23 protein-coding genes and 3 pseudogenes are annotated in these 25,876 nt (G+C 63.8%); 16 read left to right on the forward strand and 10 right to left on the reverse strand.

Features of this window, described 5'->3' with window-relative positions; all coding sequences use genetic code 11:
* Positions 1–165: 165 nt before the first annotated feature.
* On the reverse strand, positions 166–534 hold the full coding sequence (locus EEB13_RS15000) for a nuclear transport factor 2 family protein (protein WP_033232003.1): 369 nt from the start codon (positions 532–534) through the stop codon (positions 166–168).
* Between the two features lie 263 nt (positions 535–797).
* On the opposite strand from EEB13_RS15000, the gene EEB13_RS15005 reads away from it, so the two are divergent.
* From EEB13_RS15005 to EEB13_RS15020, 4 genes are all read left to right on the forward strand, one after another.
* Entirely contained in the window at positions 798–1,637 is an 840-nt protein-coding gene (locus EEB13_RS15005; protein ID WP_141485669.1) for a TetR family transcriptional regulator, read from the forward strand.
* 280 nt (positions 1,638–1,917) lie between these two features.
* A complete protein-coding gene (locus EEB13_RS15010) occupies positions 1,918–3,576 on the forward strand; it encodes a long-chain-fatty-acid--CoA ligase (RefSeq protein ID WP_116103315.1) in 1,659 nt (552 codons plus the stop codon).
* Between the two features lie 188 nt (positions 3,577–3,764).
* Positions 3,765–4,622: an aspartate/glutamate racemase family protein gene (locus EEB13_RS15015; protein WP_141485670.1), complete on the forward strand. Its 858-nt coding sequence runs from the start codon at positions 3,765–3,767 to the stop codon at positions 4,620–4,622.
* Between the two features lie 15 nt (positions 4,623–4,637).
* Positions 4,638–5,705 (forward strand): nuclear transport factor 2 family protein, encoded by a 1,068-nt coding sequence (locus EEB13_RS15020; RefSeq protein ID WP_141485671.1) that lies wholly within the window; start codon positions 4,638–4,640, stop codon positions 5,703–5,705.
* 52 nt (positions 5,706–5,757) lie between these two features.
* Here the strand turns inward: EEB13_RS15020 and EEB13_RS15025 are convergent, their stop codons facing one another.
* From EEB13_RS15025 to EEB13_RS15035, 3 genes are all read right to left on the reverse strand, one after another.
* Positions 5,758–6,465 (reverse strand): flavin reductase family protein, encoded by a 708-nt coding sequence (locus EEB13_RS15025; RefSeq protein WP_261984557.1) that lies wholly within the window; start codon positions 6,463–6,465, stop codon positions 5,758–5,760.
* A 227-nt stretch (positions 6,466–6,692) separates the two neighbouring features.
* The gene (locus tag EEB13_RS15030) at positions 6,693–7,337 is read right to left on the reverse strand and encodes a TetR/AcrR family transcriptional regulator (RefSeq protein WP_187328565.1); all 645 of its coding nucleotides are present in this window, start codon (positions 7,335–7,337) and stop codon (positions 6,693–6,695) included.
* A gap of 103 nt (positions 7,338–7,440) precedes the next feature.
* A complete protein-coding gene (locus tag EEB13_RS15035) occupies positions 7,441–8,472 on the reverse strand; it encodes an LLM class flavin-dependent oxidoreductase (protein ID WP_141485673.1) in 1,032 nt (343 codons plus the stop codon).
* Between the two features lie 417 nt (positions 8,473–8,889).
* On the opposite strand from EEB13_RS15035, the gene EEB13_RS15040 reads away from it, so the two are divergent.
* Complete coding sequence (locus tag EEB13_RS15040) at positions 8,890–10,434, forward strand: class I adenylate-forming enzyme family protein (RefSeq protein WP_141485674.1); 1,545 nt, start codon at positions 8,890–8,892, stop codon at positions 10,432–10,434.
* 5 nt (positions 10,435–10,439) lie between these two features.
* Here EEB13_RS15040 and EEB13_RS15045 read toward each other — a convergent pair.
* The 4 genes and pseudogenes from EEB13_RS15045 to EEB13_RS15060 form a co-directional block, all read right to left on the reverse strand.
* Positions 10,440–10,784: pseudogene (locus tag EEB13_RS15045) on the reverse strand (integrase core domain-containing protein); the annotation flags it as partial.
* Between the two features lie 204 nt (positions 10,785–10,988).
* Positions 10,989–11,740: pseudogene (locus tag EEB13_RS15050) on the reverse strand (transposase family protein); the annotation flags it as partial.
* Positions 11,741–11,955: 215 nt separating this feature from the next.
* Entirely contained in the window at positions 11,956–13,035 is a 1,080-nt protein-coding gene (locus EEB13_RS15055) for a hypothetical protein (protein WP_141485675.1), read from the reverse strand.
* A 172-nt stretch (positions 13,036–13,207) separates the two neighbouring features.
* A complete protein-coding gene (locus EEB13_RS15060; RefSeq protein WP_141485676.1) occupies positions 13,208–13,624 on the reverse strand; it encodes an enoyl-CoA hydratase-related protein in 417 nt (138 codons plus the stop codon).
* Between the two features lie 80 nt (positions 13,625–13,704).
* On the opposite strand from EEB13_RS15060, the gene EEB13_RS15065 reads away from it, so the two are divergent.
* The 4 genes from EEB13_RS15065 (at position 13,705) to EEB13_RS31530 (ending at position 15,120) form a co-directional block, all read left to right on the forward strand.
* Positions 13,705–13,893 (forward strand): hypothetical protein, encoded by a 189-nt coding sequence (locus EEB13_RS15065; RefSeq protein ID WP_187328566.1) that lies wholly within the window; start codon positions 13,705–13,707, stop codon positions 13,891–13,893.
* Between the two features lie 195 nt (positions 13,894–14,088).
* Positions 14,089–14,328, forward strand: coding sequence for a hypothetical protein (locus EEB13_RS15070; protein WP_141485678.1), 240 nt, complete (start codon positions 14,089–14,091; stop codon positions 14,326–14,328).
* 48 nt (positions 14,329–14,376) lie between these two features.
* Positions 14,377–14,634 (forward strand): hypothetical protein, encoded by a 258-nt coding sequence (locus EEB13_RS31525; RefSeq protein ID WP_187328567.1) that lies wholly within the window; start codon positions 14,377–14,379, stop codon positions 14,632–14,634.
* 321 nt (positions 14,635–14,955) lie between these two features.
* Entirely contained in the window at positions 14,956–15,120 is a 165-nt protein-coding gene (locus EEB13_RS31530; RefSeq protein WP_187328600.1) for a hypothetical protein, read from the forward strand.
* On the opposite strand, the pseudogene EEB13_RS15080 reads toward EEB13_RS31530, so the two are convergent.
* Both EEB13_RS15080 and EEB13_RS15085 read right to left on the reverse strand, forming a co-directional pair.
* Positions 15,051–15,242 (reverse strand): annotated as a pseudogene (locus EEB13_RS15080) (tRNA-dihydrouridine synthase); the annotation flags it as partial. The gene EEB13_RS31530 and the pseudogene EEB13_RS15080 sit on opposite strands and share 70 nt — an antisense overlap.
* A 123-nt stretch (positions 15,243–15,365) precedes the next feature.
* On the reverse strand, positions 15,366–16,142 hold the full coding sequence (locus tag EEB13_RS15085) for a TetR/AcrR family transcriptional regulator (protein WP_315985029.1): 777 nt from the start codon (positions 16,140–16,142) through the stop codon (positions 15,366–15,368).
* 66 nt (positions 16,143–16,208) lie between these two features.
* Here EEB13_RS15085 and EEB13_RS15090 point away from each other — a divergent pair, with 66 nt between their 5' ends.
* The 7 genes from EEB13_RS15090 to EEB13_RS15120 all read left to right on the forward strand — a co-directional run bounded on the left by EEB13_RS15090 (position 16,209) and on the right by EEB13_RS15120 (position 25,736).
* Positions 16,209–17,594 carry a 4-hydroxyphenylacetate 3-hydroxylase N-terminal domain-containing protein gene (locus EEB13_RS15090; RefSeq protein WP_141485679.1) on the forward strand — a complete coding sequence of 462 codons (1,386 nt, stop codon included), beginning with the start codon at positions 16,209–16,211 and terminating at the stop codon, positions 17,592–17,594.
* A gap of 1 nt (position 17,595) precedes the next feature.
* Entirely contained in the window at positions 17,596–18,783 is a 1,188-nt protein-coding gene (locus tag EEB13_RS15095) for an acyl-CoA dehydrogenase family protein (protein WP_141485680.1), read from the forward strand.
* 37 nt (positions 18,784–18,820) lie between these two features.
* Complete coding sequence (locus tag EEB13_RS15100; RefSeq protein ID WP_141485681.1) at positions 18,821–19,915, forward strand: homogentisate 1,2-dioxygenase; 1,095 nt, start codon at positions 18,821–18,823, stop codon at positions 19,913–19,915.
* Between the two features lie 50 nt (positions 19,916–19,965).
* A complete protein-coding gene (locus EEB13_RS15105; protein WP_141485682.1) occupies positions 19,966–21,177 on the forward strand; it encodes an alpha/beta fold hydrolase in 1,212 nt (403 codons plus the stop codon).
* Between the two features lie 189 nt (positions 21,178–21,366).
* Entirely contained in the window at positions 21,367–22,899 is a 1,533-nt protein-coding gene (locus tag EEB13_RS15110) for an AMP-binding protein (RefSeq protein ID WP_141485683.1), read from the forward strand.
* A 53-nt stretch (positions 22,900–22,952) separates the two neighbouring features.
* Positions 22,953–24,080, forward strand: a complete 1,128-nt coding sequence (locus tag EEB13_RS15115) for an acyl-CoA dehydrogenase family protein (RefSeq protein WP_141485684.1) — start codon at positions 22,953–22,955, stop codon at positions 24,078–24,080.
* A gap of 84 nt (positions 24,081–24,164) precedes the next feature.
* Positions 24,165–25,736, forward strand: coding sequence for a sulfatase (locus EEB13_RS15120; protein ID WP_141485685.1), 1,572 nt, complete (start codon positions 24,165–24,167; stop codon positions 25,734–25,736).
* Positions 25,737–25,876: the final 140 nt, after the last annotated feature.

Consider the following 25,876-nt stretch of genomic DNA (forward strand, 5'->3'; position numbering starts at 1 on the left):
CACACTCTCTTTGCTTTGTGACGCGCATCGCGCCGCTGCCTCGATTCGACAGTATTCCCAAGTGTTCGGTTCGTCAAGATCTATCGATCGCTAGATGACGAACAGATGGCCGATCGTGATCAATGGTTGCGTGATATTCCTTCGAAGGCCTTGTCGCGGTTCGCATCAGCTGAAGACGACGTCAAGCTGGCCACGGTCGAAGTACTCCTCGATGCGGTGGATCTGCCCGCCATCGACGTACACGCGTAGGACCGCGGGGACATTGACGGTCTTCTTGCCGACAGTCGCTTTGATGACGTGTTGGCGGAGAAATCCGTCTTCGACGGCGGTGTGGCGGACGTCCACATAGGCAAAAGCGTCGTAGCGGCCGGAGATTCCGGCGAGGGTTGCGAGGTTGTCGTCCCGGGATTGGTCGAGGTTGTCGAAGTTGTGCCAGACGGTCACGTCGTCGCGATAGAAGCCGGCCACCGCGTCGATGTCACCACCCTCGACGGCGTTGAAGAACCGGTCTGCGAACTCGAGGATGTCGCTCATTGCGGTGCTCCTGACTGGACGCCACGGAAGGCGTCGAACTTACGAACAGGGGAAGGGGGACTGTGACGTACATCGCTTATGCGTCCCAGGAGGACCGTATTACCAGCTGTTCGGTTCGTCAAGATCTACCGATCGCTAAATTTCGAACGTCAGCTGACGGATGCGTGCGACAGTGGTTCTATCTCCATGTCATGACAGATCGTCGTCCGCCATAACGGCCGTCCAACCAGGTGGTCGAGTGTCGGCGGGATAGCGTGGTACTCATGGTGCAGGCGGGACGAATCGTTGGAGACGGGCTCGGAGCCAGGATGCGCGCGGCGAGAATCGAGCGCAAGGTCGGGCTCCGTCAGCTAGCTCAACAAATAGGCATGAGTGCGTCCTCGCTGAGCGAGTTCGAGAACGGGAAGAGCCTGCCGGGTGCGGAGCGTCTGGAGGCACTCGCGAAGGCGCTCGGGGTAGAGCTTGATCTGCGTCCACCTGAGCCCACCGGACAGCGGTTCGAGGACTGGCGAGACTTTGAACGGTTGGACCTCACCCCGGTCTTTCGGGCGGCGCTGGATGTCTTTGTGGAAGTGGGCTACCACGCTGCGACAGTCAGGATGATTGCCGACCGGTGTGGCTTGTCGATGGCTGGCGTCTACTACCACGTGGAAAGCAAGGATGCTCTGCTCACCGAACTGCTGCAGAGCGCGATGGCAGAGCTCATAAGTCGATGCGTGGCTGCAGATGCCGAAGCAGAATCGCCTGATCAGCGTGTGGCCAATCTTGTCGAGTGCGTAATCCTGTTCCACACCCACCGACAGGCCTCGGCCGTGCTCGCGTCCACAGAACTCCGTTCGCTCGACGAGCCTGGCAGGTTGATGCATCTGCAGTTACGACGGCAAGTTCGGGAGATCGTCCAGTCGGCCGTGGAGGCGTGCCGTGATGCGGGGCGAGCCGGAACCGTCCCGGCGACGTCAACCGCCACAGCGATCGTCACGATGTGCGTTGCCGTTGCGGATTGGTACCAACCGGGGATCAGCCCGTCGCCGGTCGAAATCGCGAGGGAGTACGCCGATCTTGCACTGGCCATGGTTGATGCAAGATCTACCGGTGCTCGATGACGCATTCGCTCGCCACCTGACGAGATGGTTGAGAGTGTCGTAGCTGCTTCAGGTTTCGGGCTCATTCCTTGACTAACGCACTTGGCCTATGCGATTCTAGGTGCAGAGAGAGCTTCTGCATTGCAGAATAATGCAACTGATGGGCGTTAAGCCTCACCAAATATCAAGTCCAGGCGGCACGTTCAGGGCTCACGACAACCCGGGATGCGGTTCGCGCATGGAGTCAGCATCCGGACCCTCCTAGGTCGCCCGCACTAGCACTGGACCCGAGGAGTGAATAATGACCACAATTGTCAAGGGACACCCGTCGACGAATGACGACTCGTATCAGCTCAACACGACTACGCTGATCCGCCACTCGGCACGTAACTATCCTGAGCGGGAGATCGTCTACCGCACCGGCGACGGCGGATGGGATCGCTACACGTACGCCGACGCCTATGCGCGTATCAAGCGGATTGCGAACGCCCTGACCAATCTGGGTGTAGCACCCGGCGATGTGGTGGGGATCCTGGACTGGAACACCAAGCGGCACTTCGAGCTTTACTGGGCCATTCCTGGCACCGGAGCGGTGATGCTGCAGATGAACCTGCGCCTGGCTCCCGAAGATGTGGGTTACGTCGCGACGCACGGCGGCGCGTCCGTCGTCCTGGTTGACGAGAGTCTGCTGAGCGTCGCGGAGTCGGTGGCACCGTTCGCGCCGGAGATTACCTGGGTGGTGATGTCCGACAAGCCTCTCGCAGAGGTTGTCACCACGTTGCCGAATGTGCGCCATTTCGAAGACCTGGTAGCGACTGCGTCGCCGGAGATCGACTGGCCGATGATCGACGAGAGCTCCGCCTACAGCGCCTGCTACACGACCGGGACCACCGGTCGGCCAAAGGGCGTCTACTACTCGCATCGAGCGATCTACCTACACACTCTGACGCAGGCCTCGTCCTACGGGATGAGCGCCGCTGACGCGGTCATGCTGATCACGCCGATGTTCCACAGCCAGTCCTGGGGTCTGCCGCAGTCCGCCGTCTACGTCGCAGCCAAAATTGTTCTCCCCGGACGCTATTCGGCAGGGGACACTGACATGCTGGCGGACGTGATGATCGCCGAAGGTGTGACCGTCGCGAACGGTGCGCCGGCGATCTTCCAGCCGATGCTCGACTACATCAAGACGCTTGACGTCAAACCGGACTTCAGCCGGACCCGTCTGCTGTCCGGCGCTACCGAGCCGGCGCTCACCCTCATGCGCGGGTTCTACGACTTGACCGGTGCCGACTTCATTCATGCGTACGGGGCTACCGAGACTGCCCCGATGGCTTTCGTGAACTACGGCCGTAAGGTTACCTTGCAGGGCAAGGTCACGGAAGACGAATGGTGGAACATCAAGCGCTATCAGGGTCTTCCCGCGGGTGGTGTCGATGTGCGAATCGTCGACCCCGAAGACAACGACTTGCCGCACGACGGCAACAGTCAGGGCGAGGTCCTGCTGCGGGGACCGTGGATCACCGCGCGATACCACAAGCTTGATGACGACGCCGACCGATTCCTGGACGGTTATTGGCGAAGCGGCGACATCGGGACTATCGATGAAAACGGCTACCTCAAGCTAGCTGACCGGCTCAAAGATGTCATCAAGAGTGGCGGCGAATGGATTTCGTCGATCGATATGGAAAACGCAATCATTGCCCACCCCCGGGTCGCCGAGGCCGCAGTGATCGGTGTCGAGCATCCGAAATGGCAGGAACGTCCAGTCGTCATCATGGTGACCACCGACGGTGAGGACGTCGCGCTGGGCGAGGTCCACGCGCTGCTCGAAGGCGCATTCGCCAAGTGGCAACTTCCCGACACGATCCTGTACGTCGACCACCTCCCACGGACCAGTGTCGGCAAGCTGGACAAGAAGGTCATGCGCGTTCAGCACGGTGACCTCTATCGGAGCGTCTAGACGCTGTTGAAACCCGGGCAGTGCGATTTTCGCACTGCCCGGGCTTTGTTGTATCTGTCTGTTACGCAATCTTTTTCGCTGTTCTGGAATATCGGAGTCTATTCTTCACAGTAGAAATGCTTTCTGATAGCCTCGTCACACGAGTCGCCGGTAGTGCCTCACATCACCCATGAATCAAGGAGCGTCAGTTGACCAAGCGGATTGCCTACGTGGAGTTGAAAACCAGTCAGCAGACGAGTCCGGTCCCCGAGCATCTGATCGCGCCCGGCTACGCCGTCGACTTGGTGCAGACGGAAATCCGGGTAACCCCCGTTGACGCAGCAGACCTACTGCTCTCCGATGTCGCCTACGGGGAGGCCGCGATGCGGGCCGCTCGCAACGGGTACGACGGCGTGCTGATCGGCGGCGTACCGGACTACGGTCTGGCTGCAGTACGCGCGACCACCGATATTCCGGTGGTCGGCAGCGGCGAGGCCAGTCTCCTGGCAGCAGCGGCGCTCGGCGAAAAGTTCAGCATCGTCACGATCTGGCCGGAAACGATGGACTTCGTTTACGATCGCCTCCTTCGTGATAATCCCATTGGGCGGCAGTGCATCTCGGTACGTTACGTCTCGACGCACGCCGAGCAGAGCACTCTGGCCGAGGACGACAACTTCCTTACCCAGATGAAGGCCGGGCGCGAGCACATGATCGAGCGCATCCTTGCCGAAATCGAGCTTGCGGTGAAGGACGGCGCCAAGTCGGTCATCCTGGGCTGCAACTGCATGAGCCCGGTCGCCGAAATCCTCGCTGCCCGCTCGAGTGTCCCCATCGTGGACCCGACCACGGCCGGCTACCGGCAACTCGAGACGATGATCGCGCTCGGCTTGCGCCCGGCACGGGACCCACGGGTGTCACTGTCGGAGCGAGCGGATCTCTTCGCCGAGATGGTGCAGGCGGCGGATCTCTCACTCGGAGCCGATCAGGAAGACTGCCCGGTGTGCGTGCTCAACGACGACGGCACCGCTTCGTGCAATCTGCCGGCAAGTGAGCCCGCCGAAGTATAGGACGGACAGAGGTCCATGTGTACTGCGTACACACTCGAATCAGTAGTGGCCCGAGCCGAAATCGAAGATGTCATCCACCGGTACTGCCATGCGACGGATCGTCGGCGCTGGTGGTTGATGGATTCGGTTTTCCCTGAGGACGCGACTTGTCGGTTGTCCTCGATCGGCGGAAGCTGGCGCGAATTCGTTGCGCAAGGCTCCGCGCTTCTCGAACCGGTCGACGCGACGCACCACCAAGTCGGCAACATCATGATTGCTTTCGAGGGGAGCGTCGCACACGTCGAAACGTATGTGACGGCATTCCACGCCGTGCCGCATGATGCGCCTGCCGGTGGGTCGTTCGGTGGCACGGGTGAGGCATACGAAGTCATGCTCGGTGCTCGCTATATCGACCGGTTCGAGCTCCGTGACGGCAACTGGCGCATTGCGGACCGACGCCTGCTCGCGGAGTGGCGCAATCACCGTCCGTCGCGAGAAGGCGGCCTGGCTGCTGTCACTGCGCAGGCACGGGGACAGCGAGAGGACGGTATCTCGGGATCTGTCGTAGAGTCATGGCGCACAGACGGTCTCGGACAAGTGGACGCCAGTCGGCTTGTTGACCGCGCCGAAATCGCAGATGTTGTCAATCGCTTCTGCCACGCCGTCGATCGGAACCGCTGGGAACTGATGACGAGCGTATTTCACGAGGACGGGAAAACTGTCTTCATCGGAAACGAGCTGCCCTGGCAGAAGATGGTGGAGAACGCACGCGTGTCGATGGGTTCCCTCGAACGGACTCACCACCAGACGGGCAACATGCTGTTTTCCTTTGACGGTGACGTCGCTGAAGTTGAAACCTACGTCACCGCCTATCACCGTGTTCCGCCCACAGCTCCCACAAATACGTTCTGGGACGGCCGAAGTGAGGACTACGAGGGTGTTGCGGGTGGTCGATACATCGACCGGTTCGAGCGTCGCGACGGTCGCTGGCTCATGGCCCTGCACCGCACCTTTGTCGAGTGGCGTCATGACCACGACGTCGCGGAAGGCTCGCTGGCTCACACCCCGTCGAGCATGCGGGGGCAAGTTTCTGAAATCGGCTGATCTGGGATAATTTTGTCGACGACACCACCGCATGATCCCAGACCAGCAGATTTCAACAACTTGAGAGTGCCGTCAACTGGCTCTGGTGGAAAACCAACGGCGCCACCGCCCCGCCCTCATCAAGGGAATGGACGTCTAGGAGCGCGATCAGGTGATCGCCGGCGACGATCTCAGATTGAACTGATACCTCCATCCGCAGTGACGAGTCGGTGATATGGACTGCGCCAGACTCGGAGGTCGAGTAGTCCAGGCCCCCGAATCGATCTCCGTCCTTGGCGGCTAGTGACATCGCCGCGGCATGATTGCCCTCGCTGAGCACGCTGAGACCGAGGCGTCCGGTGTCTCGAAGCGTCGGCCATGTCTGTGATGTCAGCTGAATACAGATGGACACGATCGGGGGATCCAAGGACACCGGCACCATCGTGCTCACGACCATTCCGACAGGTCCGGAACTGCTATGCGAGCAGACGGCGGTGACTGAGCTCGGGGACCTCCCGAATCCTCGCCGGAGGGTCTGGGCGTCTAGCCCTTCCGGTTCACCGGTGTCGATGTGGCCGATGACAAATTGCCCATTCTCGGCCATCCACCCTTTGGTGTCGGCGTAGTCGAGCATCGACTGGAATCGAGCGGCCCATCCCTGATCCTCGCGAACTGGGGCCTGCGATCGGATCCAGTCGGTGGCGACGCAGGCTTCCGTGCCATTGTGAGGCAGGCCGATGCCCAACGCTGAGAGGGCAGGGCCCACCTCGCTCGGAGTCATTCCCACTGAGACCACCCGGAATGATCCGCAGTCGTCAAACTCCCTGAGGCGTGCGGTTGGGATCCCCGCGTCCATGCTTACGGCGATATACATCTCGTACTCCTGTTTCCCCGCCGGCGAAGCTTGTGGAGGCGTTCACCTGCGGACGTGGTCGTGGGTGCAAGGGAGAGGTTTGCCTGGGATAGACGGCATCGGCCCGCGTCCGACGGTGAAAAGGAGCGGAGGCACTACTGCTGATTCCCGGGCGCCCAGATCGAGCGGTGCCACAGAGTGGCTATCGAGCTGATTGCTTCGGCGGGGTCGGTGGGGCGGCCGAGCGAGGACGCTTGGATCCCGGCCCACAGGTAGCAGGAGTGCTCGAGCATCGCGGACAAATTGGATGCGGTCACAATGGGGTCTTGGTCCTGGGGGAAGTGCCCGTTCGCTTGTGCGGTTTTCACGAAGTGGGCGATTCTTTGCACCCCGATATCGCGGAGTCGCAGCCAGGTGTCGAGGAACTCTGTGTCCACGGCGGAGGCGTGAATCGCGCCGACCCATTCCACGCGATATTCCATATAGGCGTTCCAGAAGGACTCGACTGCCCGGTATAGGTCCTCATACCGAGAAAGGTCGGGGGTGCCCAAGAGCTTGGTGCTAGTTGTGAAATCCTCGAGGAAATCGTAGAGGAGGACCTCGAGCACATCACGCTTGTTGTCGAAATACTTGTAGAAGGCGGCTGGAGACTTGGATGCCTGCTGTGCGATATCTGGCACCGTCGCGTTCAGGTAGCCGATGCGGGCGAAGACAGTCCGGGCGGCGTTCTTGAGCTCTGTCCTGGTCTTTTCCCCTCTAGCGCCTAAACGTCTTGGGGTGTCAGCAGCTGTGGTGTCCACGATGTGATGTGCTCCTCGCGCCTTCGTCTCCAGTGGAACGTGCCGGGGGCCCTGGACCGGGCCCCCGAGACGACACCTTAGGTTATGCGGAGACTGAGGCAGGTTAGGCGGAGACGGAGGTCTTCACGCCCGTGAGTTGCGGCATCACGTCGCTGGAGAACAGCTCCATGGTCTGAATGAGCTTGCTGTGCGGCAGGGCGCCGATATCGAAAACGGACAGGTGCAGATCGGGATTCAGGGCCTCCTTCATCGAGAGCATCCGCTCGGTGACTTCGGCGGGGCTGCCGCAGTAGGCCGGCCCGTCGATAAGCCGGTTGAAGTCGATCTTGGTGGTCACACCACGCATATGGTTGGCCCAGTTGGCATACGACTCGACGTACGGCTGCCACGTGGTGCGGGCCTCCTGGCTGGTCTCCGCCACATGCACGTAGCTGCACGCGCCGACGAAAGCGTTCTCGGAATTCCCCGACTCCGCCATGAGTTCGCGGTACAAGGCCACCAAACCCTTCCACTCCTCGGCGGAGCGGAAAATGCTGGGCAGCATCAGCGGAAGTCCCAGGCCGGCGGCCCAGCGCACGGACTCCTCGCTCATACCGGTGCCCATCCAGATGCGGGGCGTGCCGTGGACAGTCTGCGGTTGCATCGTGATATTCGTGAGGTCGGGCCGGAAGTCGCCGGTCCAGTTCACCGGCTGCTCGCTGCTGGTGAGCTTGCGTAGCAGTTCGAGCTTGTCCGTGAGGATCTCTCGGGAACTGCTCGCATCCACCCCGAACTCCACATACCCGTCCGATGAGATTCCCCGGCCCAGCGCCAGCTCGGCACGCCCGCCGGACAACTGGTCCAGAGTGGCGAAGTCCTCCGCCAAACGCACCGGGTCATGCATCGGCAGGATCGTCACCCCGGTGGTGAGGCGGATGCGCTCGGTGCGCGCCGCGATCGCCGCCAGCATCATCAGCGGCGAGGACACGATGTAATCGTTGAAGTGGTGCTCGCCGATGGCAATGGTGTTGAAACCGAGCTCATCCGCGCGCACTCCAGCGTCCACGATCGACCGCAGACGCTCTCCCTGGCTGATGCGCTTTCCGGTTGTGGGATCGGGGAGGTGATCGCCCAAGCTCAGCAGTCCGAGTTCCATTGAAATCTCCAATCGTGGGGTAACCCTTGAAGCAAGGTGATGGTGACGTTACTGTCACCTTTTTGATTTTGTCAACCCCGAGGTGTAACCCTGGCCGGGTCCCCTGTTGGCGGAAATTAAGGGTTGAGCTGGGGCGACACGTTCACTGTTCTGCGGTTTCGGCGTTGCCTGTGAGCCTGGGTCGGCGAGGGGGAAGCGTGGCGCGGCCGGGGTTCTGCTGAAAACTTTGATCGTGAGTCAGCTCTTGAAATGCCGTGATGGTGACGTTACTCTCACCTCTGTGGCCTGGGTGGTCCCGCCAACATCACGCAGGACGTATGGCGACGCTCTCCTGGCCGGTGGAAGTCAGGGCGGTGCCGGTCCGGCATGCGCGCAAGCTCGTAGATTCCGAAGGTCAACCAACTGCTTGGAGGCAGTGTGAACAAAACATTTGACACGACCGTGCGGGAGCATGCTCGGACCAACCCCGATGGGGTGGCGGTGGTGGACCCGCACATGTCCATCACGTGGCGAGAGTTGAATGAATCGGCCAGCCGAGTGGCCGAATTGCTGCGGCAGAAGGGCATCGGCCCTGGTTCCAGGGTGGGAGTGCTCACGCAGAACTGCGCCGGGTATCCCGCGATTATCCTTGGCGTCGCGCGGCGGAGAGCGTCTGTCGCCAACATGAACTGGCGGTTGCCGGCCAGCAATGTGCGCGAGTCCGGCGTCGAGATCGGTCTTGAGTACATCTTCGTCGGCGCCGAGTTGGCAGCCAGCGCCGCGGAGATGACGCCGCCGGGGGCGGACTACACGGTGCTGGACCGGACAAGTCTGCCCGGTGCGGACGTGGACTTCGCCACCGCGGAGGCTGCGGTCCTGGAATCGGAGATCGATGACGAGACGACGATCTACTTCACCTCAGGAACCACCGGAGCGCCGAAGGCGGTCCCACTGAACCTGGATGCGGTCACCGCCGCATATACCTATGGCACAGTGCATGAACTGGAGGCCACCTCCACGATGTTCATTGTTCCGCCGACCTTCCACGCTGCCGGCGCCATCTGCATGGGCTACACCCTGATTGCAGGTGGGACCGTGGTGTTCGCGGATGACCTCTCGCCGGGCGGGATCGTCGAGACCCTGCGCAATCACGAGGTGACCCACGTGGTCATGGTGCCGACGCTCATCCACAGCGTCGTCCATTGGCTGCGAGATAGTCCGACCCCGTTGCCCGCTCTGAAGCATGTGGCCTACGGCGCCTCTCCCATCGCGCTGCCGCTGTTGCAGGAGGCTGTGAGGGTCCTCGATTGCGACTTCTGCCAGGTCTACGGCATGTCTGAGACTGGCGGCGCGGTCACCTTTCTCGCGTCTTCCGATCATGACCTCAGTGCGGGCGGCGGCAGCAAGCTCACATCAGCCGGCAGGCCTGGAAAGGATGTGGAGGTACAGGCGCGGGACATCGTGACAGGTGAGGACCTGCCGATTGGAGAGTCGGGCGAACTGTGGTTCCGAGCGCCCTCCATGACCAAGGGGTACATCGGTCGACCCGACGAGACCGCCAGGGTTTTGGTCGATGGCTGGCTCAATACTCGTGACTTCGGCTATATGGACGAGGACGGCTACATGTTCGTCGAGGGCCGGTCGGACGACATGATCGTGACCGGCGCAGAGAATGTGCACCCGGGCGAGGTCGAGGCCGCCATCGTCCTCATGCCGGGTGTCGCCGAGTGCGCTGTGTTCGGAGTTCCCGACGATAAGTGGGGCCAGATCATCGCCTCCGCGGTAGTGGTCGATTCGGACGAGATCACCGAGGACGACATCATGGCGCACTGCCGTCAGAACCTGGCCGGGTATAAGTGCCCCAAGGATCTGCGGTTGGTCCCGCAGCTGCCGCGGACCGCGACGGGGAAGGTCATGCGAGGGAAGCTCGCGGAGCATGTCTTGAACAGCCGTTTGCGTGAGGTGGCCGCAGGCCAGTTGTAGTTCTCGGGGACGTTGTGAACGTCTAGGCGCTCGATAGGCGTCTTGCCGCCGATCCCGGAGTGGGGTCGATGATGATTGTCATGATGTAACCACCCCGCATAGGTCGCCGCGCGAGCATCGTCGGAGAGATAGGTGTTGGCGTACGCCCACTCGGCGGCCAGGGTCCGGTTGAACCTTTCGGCCTACCCGTTCGTTTGCGGACGATAGGGCCGGGTGAACCGATGTCTCACGTTTTCACCGAGGGTTGGGTTGAAAACCTTTGAGCAGTAACAGGATCCGTTGTCCGTCAACGCTGCGGAGATCAGGATCCCGTGGGCTGCGAAGAACGTCCGTGCCCTTAGATAGAACGCGGACGGGGTGAGGTAGGCGTTAGCGTGTGTCATGAGGGTCTCTTGGTGATCAGTGTTTGTGTGGTAACTCACGCCGATACCGGAGGCCCTCGCCTATGTCGTCATGCCACGCCGTTCACAACCTCCCTGAGAACTGCAGCTAGTCGCCGCCGGCGGCACGCGCCTCCCAATGCCCTCGATCGGATCGACACTGAGGTTATCTCGCCAGGCGAGGGCCTGAAGGTGCGATAGCACCAGTGCTGGCTGCGGTGATCGGACCGATTCGCCACGGACACAGCGTGACACGGCGCAACGCTTTCCATAGGGCCTTGAGCAGTGCGTTCGCACGTTCAGCTGGTGCCAGCATCGCGGAGAGCAGCGTGTTGCGGCAGCGGCGCAGGTTACGGCCCTTGGTCGGCACCATAATGCCGATACCAGAGCCGACGCACCCCCTGTCCACCAAGGAGGGCACCCCTTTGTCCGCTGCGACGTAGAGGGCTCCGAGGATGCCCTGGCTACGGGCGGCGGTGATGGCATGGACGGAGCCCGGCTCCACGGCCGAGCCCCACACGGGGAAACCCTGCGGGGTCGGCCAGGACCTGAATGTTGCCGCCATGGCGGTAATGCTTTCCGGAATACCACAGGTCGTGGCCGGCGTCGGAACACTTGCCCGTACGGGTCGACTCGATCAGAGTGCCGTCCAGGCACAGGAATTCCCAGCCCACCGCGATGCCATGTTCGAGGACCTCATGTAGATAGCGGTATCCGGTGGCCTGCGAGATGCCCGCGTCGCGGGCAAGGGCGGCGATGTTGGTGCCCGCGCGGAACCAGCGCAACACCATTACTGCCTGCTCATATGGTGTCGCTGCCCGTTGCCAGGGGCGGGTGTCGACTTGCGTGCGGTGGGCGTCGAGTGCGTGTGACAGGAACTCGAGGGTTTCCTTGGGCACGTCGAGCGTGGCACGATGGCTAATCACGTGGGGTCCTACTTGGCGTGTCGGGTTCTTCGTCGAAACCGATGATTACCAGGTAGGACCCCACATTCATGTCATGACACGCCGTCGGTGCGATGCCTCACCCGTCACACACGCAACCCTGGCGAGAAAACCTCACTGTTTGTCGGTCTTACTTTGTCTCCTCACGTCTTCGATGTCCCCCGGACACAGGCGGAGGCCCGGATCCGCGGCCGGGATCAGTTGTGGGCGGGGTCGAGCAGCGTGGCGCTGTCCGGCGCCCCAGCGCCGCGGAAGGTTGCAAAGGTCGGGGGGACCAGGATCCCCGGCGCCGCCTTGACCACCTCGGGGATCGCTCGGACGACGGGGCCCGCCGTCGCGTACTGCACGGCCTTGGACCGCTCCGGCAGGCCGATCGGGTCGAGCCACTGCAGGTCCATGTGCACCCGGGGCGCGCCCTCGATGCGGATCTGCCAGCCGTCGTTCCAGCCCTCCTCAGGCTCGCCGGCGAACCACACCATCCGGACCGTGATGACCTTCTCGGCGTCCTTCATCGCGTGCCACTGCCACACGACGCCCCGCACAGTCCCGGCCGGGATGGGGCCGGCCGCGGTCTGCACGTCCTCCTCAGCGATCACGGACCGGTGCTCCTCCTCGATGCGGTCCACCGGCAGCTGCAGTGTGTCGATGAGGTAGCCGAGCGTCTCGCCGAAGATGCTGCCGAAGAACTCGCGCCGGTTGCTCGCCGTGGCCCAGTACTCTTCCTCGCTCACGCCGAAGCCACACAGGTCGTAGATGAAGCCCGGGGAGGCGACCGGGGTGCAGTCGTAGGTCTCCTGCACGCTCAGTCCGTTGACCTGGGTGCACATGCCGGTGAGCAGCACCCCCAGCCGCTCGGCCATGAAGCCCGGGTTCATCCCGGTGCCCATCAGAGTGACGCCACCGGCCTGTGCTGCGGCCTCCAGTCGCGCGGCGCGGACCCGGTCCACCGCCCGCGGGTAGGTGAATCCCACCGTGGTGATGACGTTCTTGCCGGAGCGCAGCAGTTGCTCCAGGTCACCCACGTGCTGGTCGGGCGACTCGCCGTTGAGCGGGATGTGCAGGACGACGTCCGCGTCGAGGGCAAGGATCTCCTCCAGCTTGTCGGTGCCGAGTACTCCAGTGGCAGGGCGCCGCACAATATCGCCAGCATCGCGCCCCATCTTGGTGGGGCTGTGCACCTTGAGCCCTACCAGCTCCAGCTCCGGGGAATCGATCACGTGCCGCAGCGCGACCCTGCCGATCGAACCGGTGGCCCACTGGATGATGCGAATGGTCATTCTCTGCTCCTTGTGTAGGGGTCGAACGGGGATGGGACCGTAAGGCATTGGCCCAGCGGCGAATCCAGGGGTCAGAGGCCCGGGCGCTCCCGGCGCTCCAGCCCGCTGGAGGCGGCCAGCGCGGTCAGGGTGGCGCCCGCGGGGAATGGTCGGCTGCTGGCGTGAGATCCGCTCAGCGACGCTCGCCGCGCCCCGGGCGGTCCCCGAGAGTGGTGCGGTCGCTGGCGATCAAGGTGCTGCCGCCCAGCGACACCTCGAGGGCGCCGCCGAGTGCGTATCCGTTGATCGCCACGAGGATTGGCTTCGCCGCGCCGCGCATCCGCTCCATGAGGTCGTGGGTGGCTAGCAGGAACGACTCGGAACCGGGGTCGCTGGCCAGCGCTGGCGGCGTGGTCAGGTCTGCGCCGCCGCCAAAGGACCCCTCCTTGCCGGAGGCGATCACCATGCCGGCGACGCTCACGTCGGCCAGCACCTCCTCTACGGCGTCGCGCAACTCGGCGGCGTCGATCACGTTCATGGTGCGTCCGGGCACGTCGAGGGTCGCGACGGCGACGCTGTTCTCGTGGGTCACGGTGAAGTTCCGGGGCATGACAGGTCTCCTAGCTGCCTGGTCGGGCCGTTGTGGCGGTCGCCCGGCGGGTTCGCCGCCCGGGCGGCGGAGGCGCTCAAGTGATGGTTGGCCCGCCGCTCACTGCGCTCGCCCTCGAGGAGGCGGTCTTGGGGCGGGAGGCAGGTGACCAAGCCACCGGCCTCCGTCATGCCGAACACCCGGCACAGCTCGTGCCCGAACGCATCGACACGGTGATCGTGGGCCATGTGCTGGCCTCCTCCAAGGGACTGCTCCGCCAGTATTTCTAATACTAGATTCAGTTTTAGATTTTGCCATGACTCGATTGCGAAGTCGAGTGGAGGACAGGGAATCCGCAATAGGGACCGGCATTGCGGAGAGCGCGATCGGAGACGAATCAGCTCGGCATGGCCGTCTCAACACTGAGGGAAAGTAGGGTGTGGACCGCCAACAATCTCGGCAACTGGCCGCAGATAGGAGATAGTGTGCAACCAACAATGATGATGGACCTGCTGCGTGCCCACTACTGGTTCGAGGAGGCCCTCGCCGGAGGGCTGCGACGACACGGGTGGACCGATGTCGGCCGCGCCCAGTCTCTCATCCTGGCAAACCTGGCAAACCTGGCAAACCTGGCGTTCGGCGTGCGTCGACCCTCGACGCTGGCAGGCAATATCGGGCTGACCCAGCAGGCGGTCAGCAACCTGGCTAGCCGAGTTGGAGCGTAGAGGGATCGTGACGATCGCCCCGATCCCGGCGACCGTCGTGCCCAGATCGTGCGCTACAGCCCCGAGTCCCAGCAGTTGTTCGACGATGCCATGGAGATCCTGGCCGAGGTCCAGGCCGAATTGAATCTCCGGCTCGTCAAGCGCAGAGCGGCGCAACCCGCCGAGGCCCTGACGCAGACTGGGGTGCGCCGCCCCTTGTCGGGGACGACGACTGAGCCCATGGCTGCCGCCGGCACGACCTCCATCCACAACCCCAGCCCACACGGACGGCTCAACACCCTCATCCAGGAATGCCACTTGGCCTAGTTGTAGTTCTCGGGGACGTTGTGAACGTCTAGGCGCTCGATAGGCGTCTTGCCGGATGATGATTGTCATGATGTAACCACCCCGCATAGGTCGCCGCGCGAGCATCGTCGGAGAGATAGGTGTTGGCGTGTGTCATGAGGGTCTCTTGGTGATCAGTGTTTGTGCGGCAACTCACGCCGATGTCGGAGGCCCTCGCCTATGTCGTCATGCCACGCCGTTCACAACCTCCCTGAGAACTACAGCTAGTCGCCGCCGGCGTCACGCTGGCAGAGGGCACAGCGCCACGCCGCCCCCATCCCAGGGGCGGCGTAGCGCTGTGCCATGTCGATGGGCGTTCCAGAGCAGTTCGTGGTCGACGATCTGCGCGGGCATGGTGCCGGTGGCGAGGTAGACGACGCCGAGCAGGTGCTTGTGCAGGTCGTCATGTACATCGTCGTCGGATGGCGCTCGACCAGCGCGCGGGCCGTCACCATCTCGCACACGTAAAGCCCTGCGGTGGAGCCGGTCTTTTCCTCTTCGAGCTCGCGGCACAGCCGTCCGGAACGCCACGTCCGTCACGCCGGCCATCGGTGCGAGGACACCGGGCTGCTCAGTTCGTAGGGGCCGATGGTGACGGCCGCGCGGGTCTCGAGGAAGTCGCGACCTCCATTGTGCGGGCGGCTGCGGCAACGCCCCGGAAGGCGTCGACGAGAGGGCGGCGCAGCACTGCGAGGCGGGACGCCGGCGGATGGCTAGCTCGCGGGTTCCTTGTAGAACAGTGCCCGATGCCAGATGGTGGCGAGAGTGCGAATGCTGGTTTCGTCGTCGGGGCGCTGCACTACCGCGTCACCTTCGGTGGCCATCCAGACCCAGCAGTAGGATTCCAGCATCGAAACCAGGGCTGATGCCATGGCCTCTGCATCTACGTCGTTCGCGTAGTTGTCCCGCTGAGCTCGAGTGATGCCGTCGATGACGGACAAAATTCCGGCTGAGCGATTGTCCCGCCAGCGCTTCGCGTATGCCTTATCCGTCATCGACATCTGGAAGACGCCGATCATCTCGGGCAGGTACTTCTGGTACGCAGACCAGTACGCGCGCACGGCGTCGAGGACGTTTTCATACGGGTCTCCGCGGTGCCGCGTCCGTACCGACTCGGTGCGGACCTCATCTGCGAATTGGTCGAGCAGGGCATCGAGTAGCTGTTCTTTGCTCTCGTAATAGTTGTAGAACGAGCCCGGCGAGCGACCGGCGGCCTTGGCGATATCGGCGATCTTGGCGTTGAAATAGCCCTTCTCGCGGAAGACCTCGCGGGCCGCATCCATGAATGCGGCTTCGGTGCGACGGCCTTTGGTGGTGGCGGCCGTTGGCCCCTCCTGCTGAACTTGCTTGGTTGAGGTCACCGAAACGCCGACCCTCTCTGCTCGGATGCTCTTCGCGCGGCTGTTGGAGTCGTGCGCACCGACGCCGCCGATGGGCGTTGTCTTGAACCAGTGCATGTAACTTACCTCGTTTCGCCAAACGCTTGCCATTCTTAGATTCTAAATCTAAAGTCAGTTTCAGGTTTGTTGTACTCCTCAAAATCGTAAGGAAACCCAATGGCGATGAAGACGCAGGCTCAGTATCTGGACTCCCTCAATGACGGGCGGCAGCTCTACGCAGACGGGGCGAAGGTGGGGGACCTGACCACCCACCGGCAGTTCAAAGACACAGTCCGGCTGATCGCCGAGGGATATGAGGCGAACTACCAGCCGGGTGCGGACGCGTGCGGCCCGTACTTCGCTATCCCGAAGTCAGTCGAAGATCTCCGCGTGGTCCTGGAGAACATTCTCAAGTGGGACATGGTCACCGTGACGACCTCACAGGGACTACTGGCCTACCTGACGGCAGCGGCCCGGATGCGCGATGCGATGCCGGTCGAGGCCGCCCGCATCGAGGCCTACTTCGAATACTGCAAGGCCAACGACCTGCGCTGCGTGCAGGCCATCACCGACGGCAAGGGCAACCGCCGGCTATCTCCCGGTAAGCAGGACGATCCTGACGTGTACACGCGGATCGTCGAACGTCGACCAGACGGCATCGTCATTCGGGGTGCCAAACTGCACATCTCGTCGGCGGCGGTCTGCCACGAGCTGCTGGTGATGCCGACCAAGATGATGAAGGCCGGCGAGGAGGATTGGGCCGTCGCGTGCGCAGTCCCCGTTAACGCCCCCGGCGTACGCATTATCAACACGAACTACGCCCCCAGTGAGCGCCGCGAGGACTTCCCACGCAGCTCCCGGCACAACACGCCTGAGGGATTCGTGATCTTCGATGACGTCTTCGTGCCCAACGAGCGCGTTTTCCTCGCTGGCGAGACCGAGCACTCCGGCACCTTCGCCCACGCATTGGGGCTGTGGGAGCGCCTCGGTGGCACCGCGCACCTCGCGGAGCGCGGCGATATTCTCACCGGCCTCGCCCAGCTGATCGCGGAGGCGAATGGTACGGAAAAGATTGTGCATATTAAGGAGAAGATCGCCGAAATGGTGATCTATTCGAGCCTCGTGCGCGCGGGCCTGGAGGCGGCCATCGCCAATGCGAAACCGTCGCCCGAGGGCTGGTACTTCCCGAGCGAGCTCTACACCAATGCGGCCAAGCATTACGGCGCGGAGCAATTCAGCACCATGGTCCGCCACCTGCACGATATTGGGGGCGGCTCGATCGTTACCGCGCCGTCTGTCGCGGACCTCAATAACCCCGAGACGGGCGATGACATCCGCAAGTACATGCGCACGATGGACGGCGTCGAGGGTGAGTACCGAGCCCGCCTGTTCCACGCCATCCGCGATATGACTGCCGATGCGCTCGGCGGCTGGGAGCTGGTCACCATGATGCAGTCCGGCGGCGGGCTGTACGCGCAGCGACTGGTCACCCGCAAGCACTACGACATGGACCACGCGAAGGCGATTGCCCTCGAGACGGCCGGCCTGACTGCGTGGGCTTGAGATGACGACTGCTGAAGTAGACGTGCTCGCCGGTGCAGAAGCCGTATTGCGGAAGATCTGCGCGGAGTTCCCCATCGCGGGCGGAGACGGCTCGGAATCGGACCGTATTGCGGCGGTGGAGGAGTCCGGTGCAGACGAAGCTCAGGTGCTCGCGATCGCGCGGCAGGTGCAAAGCCGGCTGTTCGATGCGGGACTGGCCTGGCCGGACGGGCCCGCTGAGTACGGCGGGCGGGAGCTCGACGAGGACGACGCGAATCGGCTGGAATCCCTTATCGACTCCTTTGACCTGCCGACCCGGCACAACCTGTTCGTCGGCCTCCATATCGTGGCGCCAGCGATCCTCGAGTACGGCACACCGGAGCAGCGACAGCGGTACCTGCCCGCGCTGTTCCGTGGCGACCAGGTGGGCTGTCAGCTCTTCTCGGAGCCGGGAGCAGGTTCTGATCTCGCGGGCGTCTCGACCAAGGCCGTGCGAGAGGGTGACGATTGGGTGATCACCGGCCAGAAGGTGTGGACCTCCCACGGTCACGTTGCGGATCTCGGTGAGGCGCTGGTCCGCACGGATCCGACCGCGCCCAAGCACTCAGGCATGACGATGTTCATGGTGGACATGCACGCCCCGGGCGTGACGGTTCGCCCGCTACGCCAGATCACGGGTGGCGCCGCGTTCAACGAGGTCTTCCTCGACGAGGTCCGTGTCCCGGACAGCGCCCGCATCGGCGCCCCGGGAGAGGGCTGGCGCGTGGCCCTGACCAGCCTCAGCAGTGAGCGGGGCTCGATGGGTGGGGCGGGCGGCCCGCTGTCGCCGACGGTGCTCAATCGGCTGGCCGGGTTGATTGAACAGCAGGACGGCGGCGGAGATCCGTTCCTGCGCGTGCGGGTGGCCCAGACGGTCGGCGCGGTGTTGGCAATGCGCGCGGCAATGGACCGTGCTGATGATGAGTGGTTGGACGGAATTGCGGAGGTCTCCGGCTCCGTGCAGAAGATGCTGATGACGCGTGCCCTCGACGAGGTGAGCACGCTCGCCGCCGACCTGCTCGGTCATCGCGCCTTCGTGGATACCGGCGTGTTCAACACTCATGCCTGGTCGGAATTCATCCTCGGCGTGCCCGGCCTGCACCTGGCTGGCGGTACCGACGAGATTCAGCGCGGGTTGATCGCCAACCGGGGCCTGCGCCTGCCGCGTTGACCGGCCCGATTTGTACTCCCACTTTTTGGAGGATCACATGGAATCATTTGTTCACCTTCGTCGCGGCACCACGCCCAAGCGCGTGCACGCGGACCTGGACGGACTCAAGGACGACGAGCTGGGCCGTGCTGGTTTCACGGGTCGGGTGGCGCACTTCTACCGCCGCAACGACCCGACGGTGTTTCGCGCGGAAGGGCCGCTGCGTGCAATCGACGCGGATTGCAACGGTCTGTCGCCGACTGACCTGACGGATGAGCGGGGCGAGCCGCTGCTGCTGTTCAGCAACGTCGACTGCCGCATCCTGCTCAGCCGGCGCACGGCGGCGATGCCGTTCCACACCCGCTACATCGACGGCGATGTCCTCGCCTTCGTCCACAAGGGGACCGGCCGTTTCGAGACCGAGTTCGGGCCGTTGGATTACCGGCCGGGGGACTACGTCTACCTGCCCAAGGCCACAACTTTCCGTCAGGTGCCCGCCGACGGCGAGACGTTCCTGCTGATGATCGAGGCGACCGAGGAGTTCCGGGTGCCGCCGGCAGGAGTGCTGGGACGACATTTCCCCTTCGACCCCGCGCAGGTCGAGATTCCCGAGCCCGTGGAGATGCGGGACGACGGGCGGGAGGAGTACGAGACCCGTCTGATGCACGACGGCGGCCCCACCACGATTTTCGGGCCGCACCACCCACTCGACGTCGTCGGCTGGCGTGGAGACAACTTCCCGTTCACCTTCAACATCGAGGACTACAACCCCCTCCTCTCGGACAGTGTGCATCTGCCGCCGACCGTGCACCTGTTCATGCAGGCCACCGGCGTCTACGTGCTCAATTTCCTGCCGCGCCCGGCGGAGGGCGTGCCCGGGACCGAACGTCAGCCCTGGTATCACCGCAACGTCGACTACGACGAGATCGCCTTCTACCACGGCGGAAATGTGTTCGGCATCGATATGCCCGAGGGCCTGATCTCGCACGCACCCCAGGGCATGCACCACGGCGCCCCCGAGCGCGCGCGGGAGCGTTCGCGTCGTCGCCATGATGTCGATAGCAGCGTGGGCTGGGAAATTATCGCGATCGATACCCGGCGTCGTCTGACTCCGTCCGCAGCTGTCCTAGGCGTGGCGAGGACCGAGAACTAGAGCTAGGCCAGAGAAGCACTTTACCCACCGCACACCTGAGGAGATTAGCAATGAGTGCACCAGTCGCAACGCCTGAGACCACAACCCCCGAGGCTCCCCGTCACAAGTACGACCGCATCCCGTACCTGATTATTTTCAATGACACCTCGCCCTACCGCGACACCTACGGCGGCCCGGGCGGCCAGGTTGCACTGGAGAGCTACCTGCTCAAGCCGCGCGATGTCGAGTCGGACACCGCAATCGTGTTCATGCATCCGATCGGCGGTGGAGCTTATCTGCCGATGATGAATGCGCTGGCCCGCGCCGGACACCACGTCATCTACTGCAACAGTCGCTACCGGGGCGTCGACTCCGCGCTGATCATGGAGAAGGTCGTCCAGGACATGGGCGCGTGCCTGCGCGACACCAAGGAGCGCCTCGGCTACAAGAAGGTTGTGCTGGCGGGCTGGAGCGGCGGCGGTGCGTTGTCGCTGTACTACCAGCAGCAAGCGCAGCACGTCACGGTGTCTACCAGCGCGGACGGCGACGGGCCCGATCTGGCGACGTTGGACCTGCCGGCTGCGGACGGCATGATGCTGATGGCCGCGCACATCAGCCGGCACGGCTCGCTCACGGAATGGATGGACGCGTCGATCCTCGACGAGTCGGATCCCTCCAAGAGAGACCCGGAGCTAGACCTCTACAACCCGGACAACCCGAATCAGCCGCCGTACACCGCGGAATTTGTGGAGCGATATCGGGCGGCGCAGATCGCGCGCAACCGGCGGATCACGGCCTGGGTCAAGGCGAAGCTCGCGGAGATCAAGGCGTCGGGACGCCCCCATGATGAGTTTGGATTCGTGGTGCACGGAACGATGGCGGATCCGCGCTGGCTGGATGCGACCTTGGATCCGAATGACCGCGAGCCGGGTACGTGCTATCTGGGCGATCCGCAGGTCTCGAACATGATTCCCGTCGGACTGGCCCGGTTCTGCACACTGCGTAGCTGGCTTTCCCAGTGGAGCTACGACGATGCGCGTGCGGATGGGATCCGGTGCGGTAACGACATCGCCGTCCCCGCCTTGGTCATCGGCAATAGTGCTGACGACGCCTGCACTCCCAGCCACACCCAGCGGCTCTTCGACGCCATTGGTCACCCCGACAAGGAGTGCCACACGATTGCGGGCGCGACGCACTACTACGACGGACCGGCGCAGCGCGGCCCATTGAACCAGGCTGTCGGCGTGGTGGGGGACTGGTTAGCGCGGCACGATTTTTCGTAGCCGACGGGCGGTGGCCGTCAGTGGCAATTGGGTCGCACTTGACGGCCACCGCGCAGCCGGTAATTCTAAATTTAGTTTTAGAAAGTGACGTGTGACACCGCATTGTGGATGGGTGCCAATCATCAGTGCCCTCACGGAGTCGGCGGCATGCACCCGCCGGCGACGGGCTGGCATGAATCGGGAGTGTGAATGAACACAGCAGATCCATGGCTCGGTGTGGCCGAGACCATCGATGACAGCGTGCGACGATACCGTCGGGAACGGCCTGACGCGGTCGCGTTCGTTGGCCTGGGCCGAGAGCTGACCTGGGCACAGCTCGACGACGCCGCCGATCGCGCGGCCAGTGACCTTGCCCGCCGCGGCATCGGTGTCGGCAGCCGGGTTGGTTGGCTAGGCAGCAATGACATCGGATTCCCGATCCTGTTGCTAGCGGCCTGGCGCAGGCGCGCTGCGTTGGCCGGGCTCAACTGGCGGCTGACGGCGGACGAGCTGCGCCGTACTATCGAGAATGTCGAGTTGGATCTGGTCATTGCCGATGTCGCTCTGGGTGAGCTGGCTCGGTCTTTCCAGGCGGACGAGTCGCGGATCCTGGTGCTCGGCCCACGCACGGAAATCCCGTGGTCCTCCTCGTCGGTGGCCGACGACGCGACGCTAATCCCCGAACCCGACGACGTGGCGCTGTTTTGGTTCACATCCGGTTCGACGGGGCTGCCGAAGGCGGCCGCGATCGGCCGGGCGCGCAACGAGCTAGCGCAGTACGAGAGAACGTCGTGTGAGATGACGACGGAGACCACGGCGCTCGTCGTCCCCCCGGTGTTCCATGTCGCGGGCTCTTGCTGGGTGCAGTACGGGTTATCCCGCGGAGCGAAGGTGGTGTTCACCAGCGATTCGACTCCGCAGGGACTGCTGACCGCTCTCGAAGGCAACAACGTCACCCATGCGCTGATGGTGCCGACCCTCATCCAGATGGTCCTGCAATCGATGAACGATGAGACGGCCGCGAAGCTCTCGCTCGAGCACATCGGGTACGGCACGTCTCCGATTCCGGAGAAGATCCTGCGCGCGGCCCTCGAGGTCTTCAAGTGCAGATTCTCCCAGATCTATGGATTGACGGAGGCTGGCGGCGTGGTGGCGCAACTCGAGCCGGCCGATCATGAGCTGGAGGGGCCGCACCCCACCCGATACCTTGCGACCGGACGTCCGTTCGCGGGAAATCAGATTGAGATCTGGGATCTTTTCAGCGGTGTGCCGGTGCCCGCCGGGGTCGAGGGCCAGATCATGATCAAATCGCCGTCGGTGATGCTCGGCTACTGGCAGGGCGACGGCTTGACTGCGGATCCGATCAGCCCCGACCAATGGGTGGCCACCGGGGACATGGGCTATCTGAACGACGAGGGCTATCTCTACGTCGTCGGCCGCGCTGACGACATGATCATCACCGGCGGCGAGAACGTCCAGCCTGCAGAGGTCGAAGCGGTGCTCTTGGAAATGCCGGGCGTCGTCGAATGCGCGGTGTTCGGGCTGCCGGACGAGGTGTGGGGCCAGCGGGTCTCCGCGGCCGTCGTCGTCTCCGAGTCGATGGATCCGGAGGAGGTGCGGCTGTATTGCCGGGAGCGGCTCGCGCACTTCAAGTGCCCCAAGGATATTCGTATTTTGGACGAGCTGCCGCGCAACGCGACCGGGAAGATCCTGCGGGGTCGGCTGAAGCAGGTCTCCGTGTAGCCGGAGAAATCGAAGCTTGACTCGAATGCGTTTCTTGAGATTTAGGGACAAACATGGAACAGCCTGATATTCAACATAGTGAGATTCGCGCGGCACTTCGCAACTATTTTGCAGATGGGGAGGCATTGGCCGAGGTTCGGGCCATCGCGGAGGGCGGCGCCGACAGTTTCGATGCCGTGCGTTGGCAGTCTTTGGCGAGCGATCTCGGGGTCGCGGGCATTGGGGTCTCAGATGGCCTTGGTGGCATGGGTTTGACCGCGGACTACGCATGCACGGTTCTTGAGGAGGCAGGGACCGCGTTGACTCCAGCGCCGGTGCGCTCGACCCTGACCGCCGCGCATGTGTTGCAGGTCAGCCGTTCGGCCGCGCCCGAACGGGAAGAGTGGCTCCGCCAGATCGCGACCGAAGGCCTCGTGGCGACCGTTTCCGTGAACCCGGAAGGGCCATCCTCCGACGGGCAGGGCCGGGTGAATCGTGACGGCGAGCGCTTGACGATCACCGCGGATTTGCGGGCTGTGCCGGATGGCATGGCTGCGAACGTGGTGGTGGTGTGGGCCGGTGCGGATGGCGGTTCGCAGTTGGTGGCGGTGGACCTGCCCGCTCAGGGTTCGTCCATCACCCGGACGCCCCTCGCCGCGACGGACTTCTCTCAGGCGTTTGCGGATGTCGCACTGCGGTCGGTGCCGTGTGTGGCGCTCACCGAGGTTGGTGCGGAGGCTGACTGGGAGTGGATCCAGAACATCACCCTGCTGCATCTGGCCGCGGAGAGTGCAGGCGTGGCGGCCGGGTGCCTCTCCCGCGCGGCCGCGTACGCGGCCGAACGCACTCAGTTCGGGCGCATCATCAGCACCTACCAGGCGATCTCGCATCGGCTGGCGGAGACCGTCGTGGATGTCGAGGCGGCGCGCGGCTTGGTGGGGCTATGCGGCAAGGCCGCGGCCGCGGGGAACTCGGAGGACCTTGCCAGGCTCGCTCCGCTGGCTCGAGCGGTCGCATCGCGCGCGGCCCTCGCGGCGTCCGACACCTTGATCCAGGTCCACGGTGGCATCGGCTTCACCTGGGAGCACGACGCGCACCTGTACTTCCGTCGGGCGAGGTCCTCGGCAGCCTGGTTCGGCTCCGTCCGGGACATGGAGGACGCGGCGACCGCGCGCGGCTGCCAGGATTTGCTCACAGCCTGACGCCGCGGGGTCTCGGCGCCGAGGTGCGCGGGGGATCTCGGATATGGGGGGACGTAGCGTTACTCACAAGGAATGGGTGTCGATATGGGACGAAAGATCCTCTTCATCACAACGGACCAGCAACGTTATGACGCGCTCCGGTGCAACGGCGGGCTGATCGCGCGCACCCCGGCGGCAGATGCCCTCGCCGCCGCGGGGGTGCGGTTCGAGCGGGCGTACGCGCAGAACACCGTCTGCATGCCGGCCCGGTCGACGATATTGACGGGCCAGTACCCGAGGACGCACGGCGTGATCGCCAACGGGATCCCGCTGCCGGTTGACGCGCCCAGCGTTGCCGCGGTGCTGCGGGACGCGGGTTATCGGACGGCGCTGATCGGCAAGGCGCATTTCGAGCCGGTCCAGGACCCCGACGGAAAATGGGAGGAGAATCGGCTCTCCCGTGAGGGGCGGACCGGGCCTTATCGCGGGTTTGAGCATGTCGAGTTCGCGGGCCACGGGCCCTACGGCAGCTCGCACTACAACAACTGGCTCACTCTGGAGCATCCGGACAAACTCGACGGTTTCGTCCCCACCTTCGACGCTAGCCCGGGCGGGGAGACCGGGGCCCCAGAGATCAACTACAACCCCGTCCCGCGCGAGGCTTATCACACGGACTGGATCGCGGAACGCGTCGTCGCCTGGCTCGACACGCTGGATCCCGACGACGACTGGTTCTGCTGGGTGAGCTTTCCGGACCCCCACCACCCGTGGGATCCGCCGGCGTCGGAGCGGCATCGGGTCGACTGGCGGGACCTGGACCTGCCGGCCGGGCATCCGGGCTCCGCCGACCGTGTGCGCGAGGTGCTCGCGGACAAGCCCGCGCACTGGCTGGCCTGGTACGAGGGGCGGGTGCCGAATGTCGACGCGGCGCCGGGGAACTTCATCCCGGCGCAGCTGACCGGCAATCAACTGCGAGAGATCTCCGCGTTGATCCACATCGAGAACGAGATGCTCGACGAGGCCTGCGCGCGGATCATCGGGCATGTCGAGAGCCGGGACTGGGGCGCGGACACCGACATCGTGCTGTCCACGGACCACGGCGAGTTCCAGGGCGACTTCGGGCTGCTCTACAAGGGCCCGTACCACGTCGACTCGCTGATGCGGCTGCCCCTGATCTGGCGGCCCGCGCCCTCCGCGGGAGTCGTCCCGGCCGTGGTGTCCGAGCCCGTCGGCCAGGTGGACCTGGCCGCCACCTTCTGCCAGATTGCGGGGGTGGCGGTGCCGGAGTGGATGGAGGGCGAGCCGCTGCCTACCGCGCCGGGATCGGGCCGGGAGCGGGCGCTGTGCGAGTGGGATAGCCAGTTGGACAACGGCTATCGCATGCGGACGATCATCCGCGACGGGTGGATCTGCACCGTCTACGAAGCCTCGCTCCAGGGCTGGGGGTTGTCTTCGGTGCAGCGATATCACCGTTTCGGCGTGGCACCGCCCCAGGAGCGGATCGTGTACGACGGCACCGAGGGTGAGCTGTACAACCTTGTCGATGATCCGCACCAGTGGCGCAACCGCTGGAACGATCCGGCACTGGTCGGCCTGCGGTCGGACCTCGTGGCGGACCTGTACGACAGCTTGGTGCCCCCGCGGATACCCGGGCTGACGGTGCAGGCGATGGCGTAGCCACGCCTCATACCCCCTGTGCCAGACGCCGGCGGCAGCGCTCTTTGAGCTAGACGAGTGTTCAGTTTTGGCGAATTGGCCCAATCCCATTGACGAAACTGAAAATGAAGTTAGAATCAGAAATGTTGTGTGAGGGTCAT

Origin of the sequence: Rhodococcus sp. WS3 (genome assembly GCF_003797085.1) — a bacterium.
In the GTDB taxonomy this organism is placed as follows: Bacteria; Actinomycetota; Actinomycetes; order Mycobacteriales; family Mycobacteriaceae; genus Rhodococcus_F; species Rhodococcus_F globerula.

What these genes read in the sequence shown, in the direction of transcription:
- EEB13_RS15060 (WP_141485676.1), bottom strand. Translation starts at nt 13,624, where the DNA reads ATGCCCCGGAACTTCACCGTGACCCACGAGAACAGCGTCGCCGTCGCG.
- EEB13_RS15000 (WP_033232003.1), bottom strand. Translation starts at nt 534, where the DNA reads ATGAGCGACATCCTCGAGTTCGCAGACCGGTTCTTCAACGCCGTCGAG.
- EEB13_RS15035 (WP_141485673.1), bottom strand. Translation starts at nt 8,472, where the DNA reads ATGGAACTCGGACTGCTGAGCTTGGGCGATCACCTCCCCGATCCCACA.
- EEB13_RS15095 (WP_141485680.1), top strand. Translation starts at nt 17,596, where the DNA reads ATGACGACTGCTGAAGTAGACGTGCTCGCCGGTGCAGAAGCCGTATTG.
- EEB13_RS15085 (WP_315985029.1), bottom strand. Translation starts at nt 16,142, where the DNA reads ATGGCAAGCGTTTGGCGAAACGAGGTAAGTTACATGCACTGGTTCAAG.
- EEB13_RS15100 (WP_141485681.1), top strand. Translation starts at nt 18,821, where the DNA reads ATGGAATCATTTGTTCACCTTCGTCGCGGCACCACGCCCAAGCGCGTG.
- EEB13_RS15090 (WP_141485679.1), top strand. Translation starts at nt 16,209, where the DNA reads ATGGCGATGAAGACGCAGGCTCAGTATCTGGACTCCCTCAATGACGGG.
- EEB13_RS15115 (WP_141485684.1), top strand. Translation starts at nt 22,953, where the DNA reads ATGGAACAGCCTGATATTCAACATAGTGAGATTCGCGCGGCACTTCGC.
- EEB13_RS15055 (WP_141485675.1), bottom strand. Translation starts at nt 13,035, where the DNA reads ATGACCATTCGCATCATCCAGTGGGCCACCGGTTCGATCGGCAGGGTC.
- EEB13_RS15110 (WP_141485683.1), top strand. Translation starts at nt 21,367, where the DNA reads ATGAACACAGCAGATCCATGGCTCGGTGTGGCCGAGACCATCGATGAC.
- EEB13_RS15010 (WP_116103315.1), top strand. Translation starts at nt 1,918, where the DNA reads ATGACCACAATTGTCAAGGGACACCCGTCGACGAATGACGACTCGTAT.
- EEB13_RS31530 (WP_187328600.1), top strand. Translation starts at nt 14,956, where the DNA reads ATGTCGATGGGCGTTCCAGAGCAGTTCGTGGTCGACGATCTGCGCGGG.
- EEB13_RS15120 (WP_141485685.1), top strand. Translation starts at nt 24,165, where the DNA reads ATGGGACGAAAGATCCTCTTCATCACAACGGACCAGCAACGTTATGAC.
- EEB13_RS15105 (WP_141485682.1), top strand. Translation starts at nt 19,966, where the DNA reads ATGAGTGCACCAGTCGCAACGCCTGAGACCACAACCCCCGAGGCTCCC.
- EEB13_RS15005 (WP_141485669.1), top strand. Translation starts at nt 798, where the DNA reads ATGGTGCAGGCGGGACGAATCGTTGGAGACGGGCTCGGAGCCAGGATG.
- EEB13_RS15020 (WP_141485671.1), top strand. Translation starts at nt 4,638, where the DNA reads ATGTGTACTGCGTACACACTCGAATCAGTAGTGGCCCGAGCCGAAATC.
- EEB13_RS15025 (WP_261984557.1), bottom strand. Translation starts at nt 6,465, where the DNA reads ATGACTCCGAGCGAGGTGGGCCCTGCCCTCTCAGCGTTGGGCATCGGC.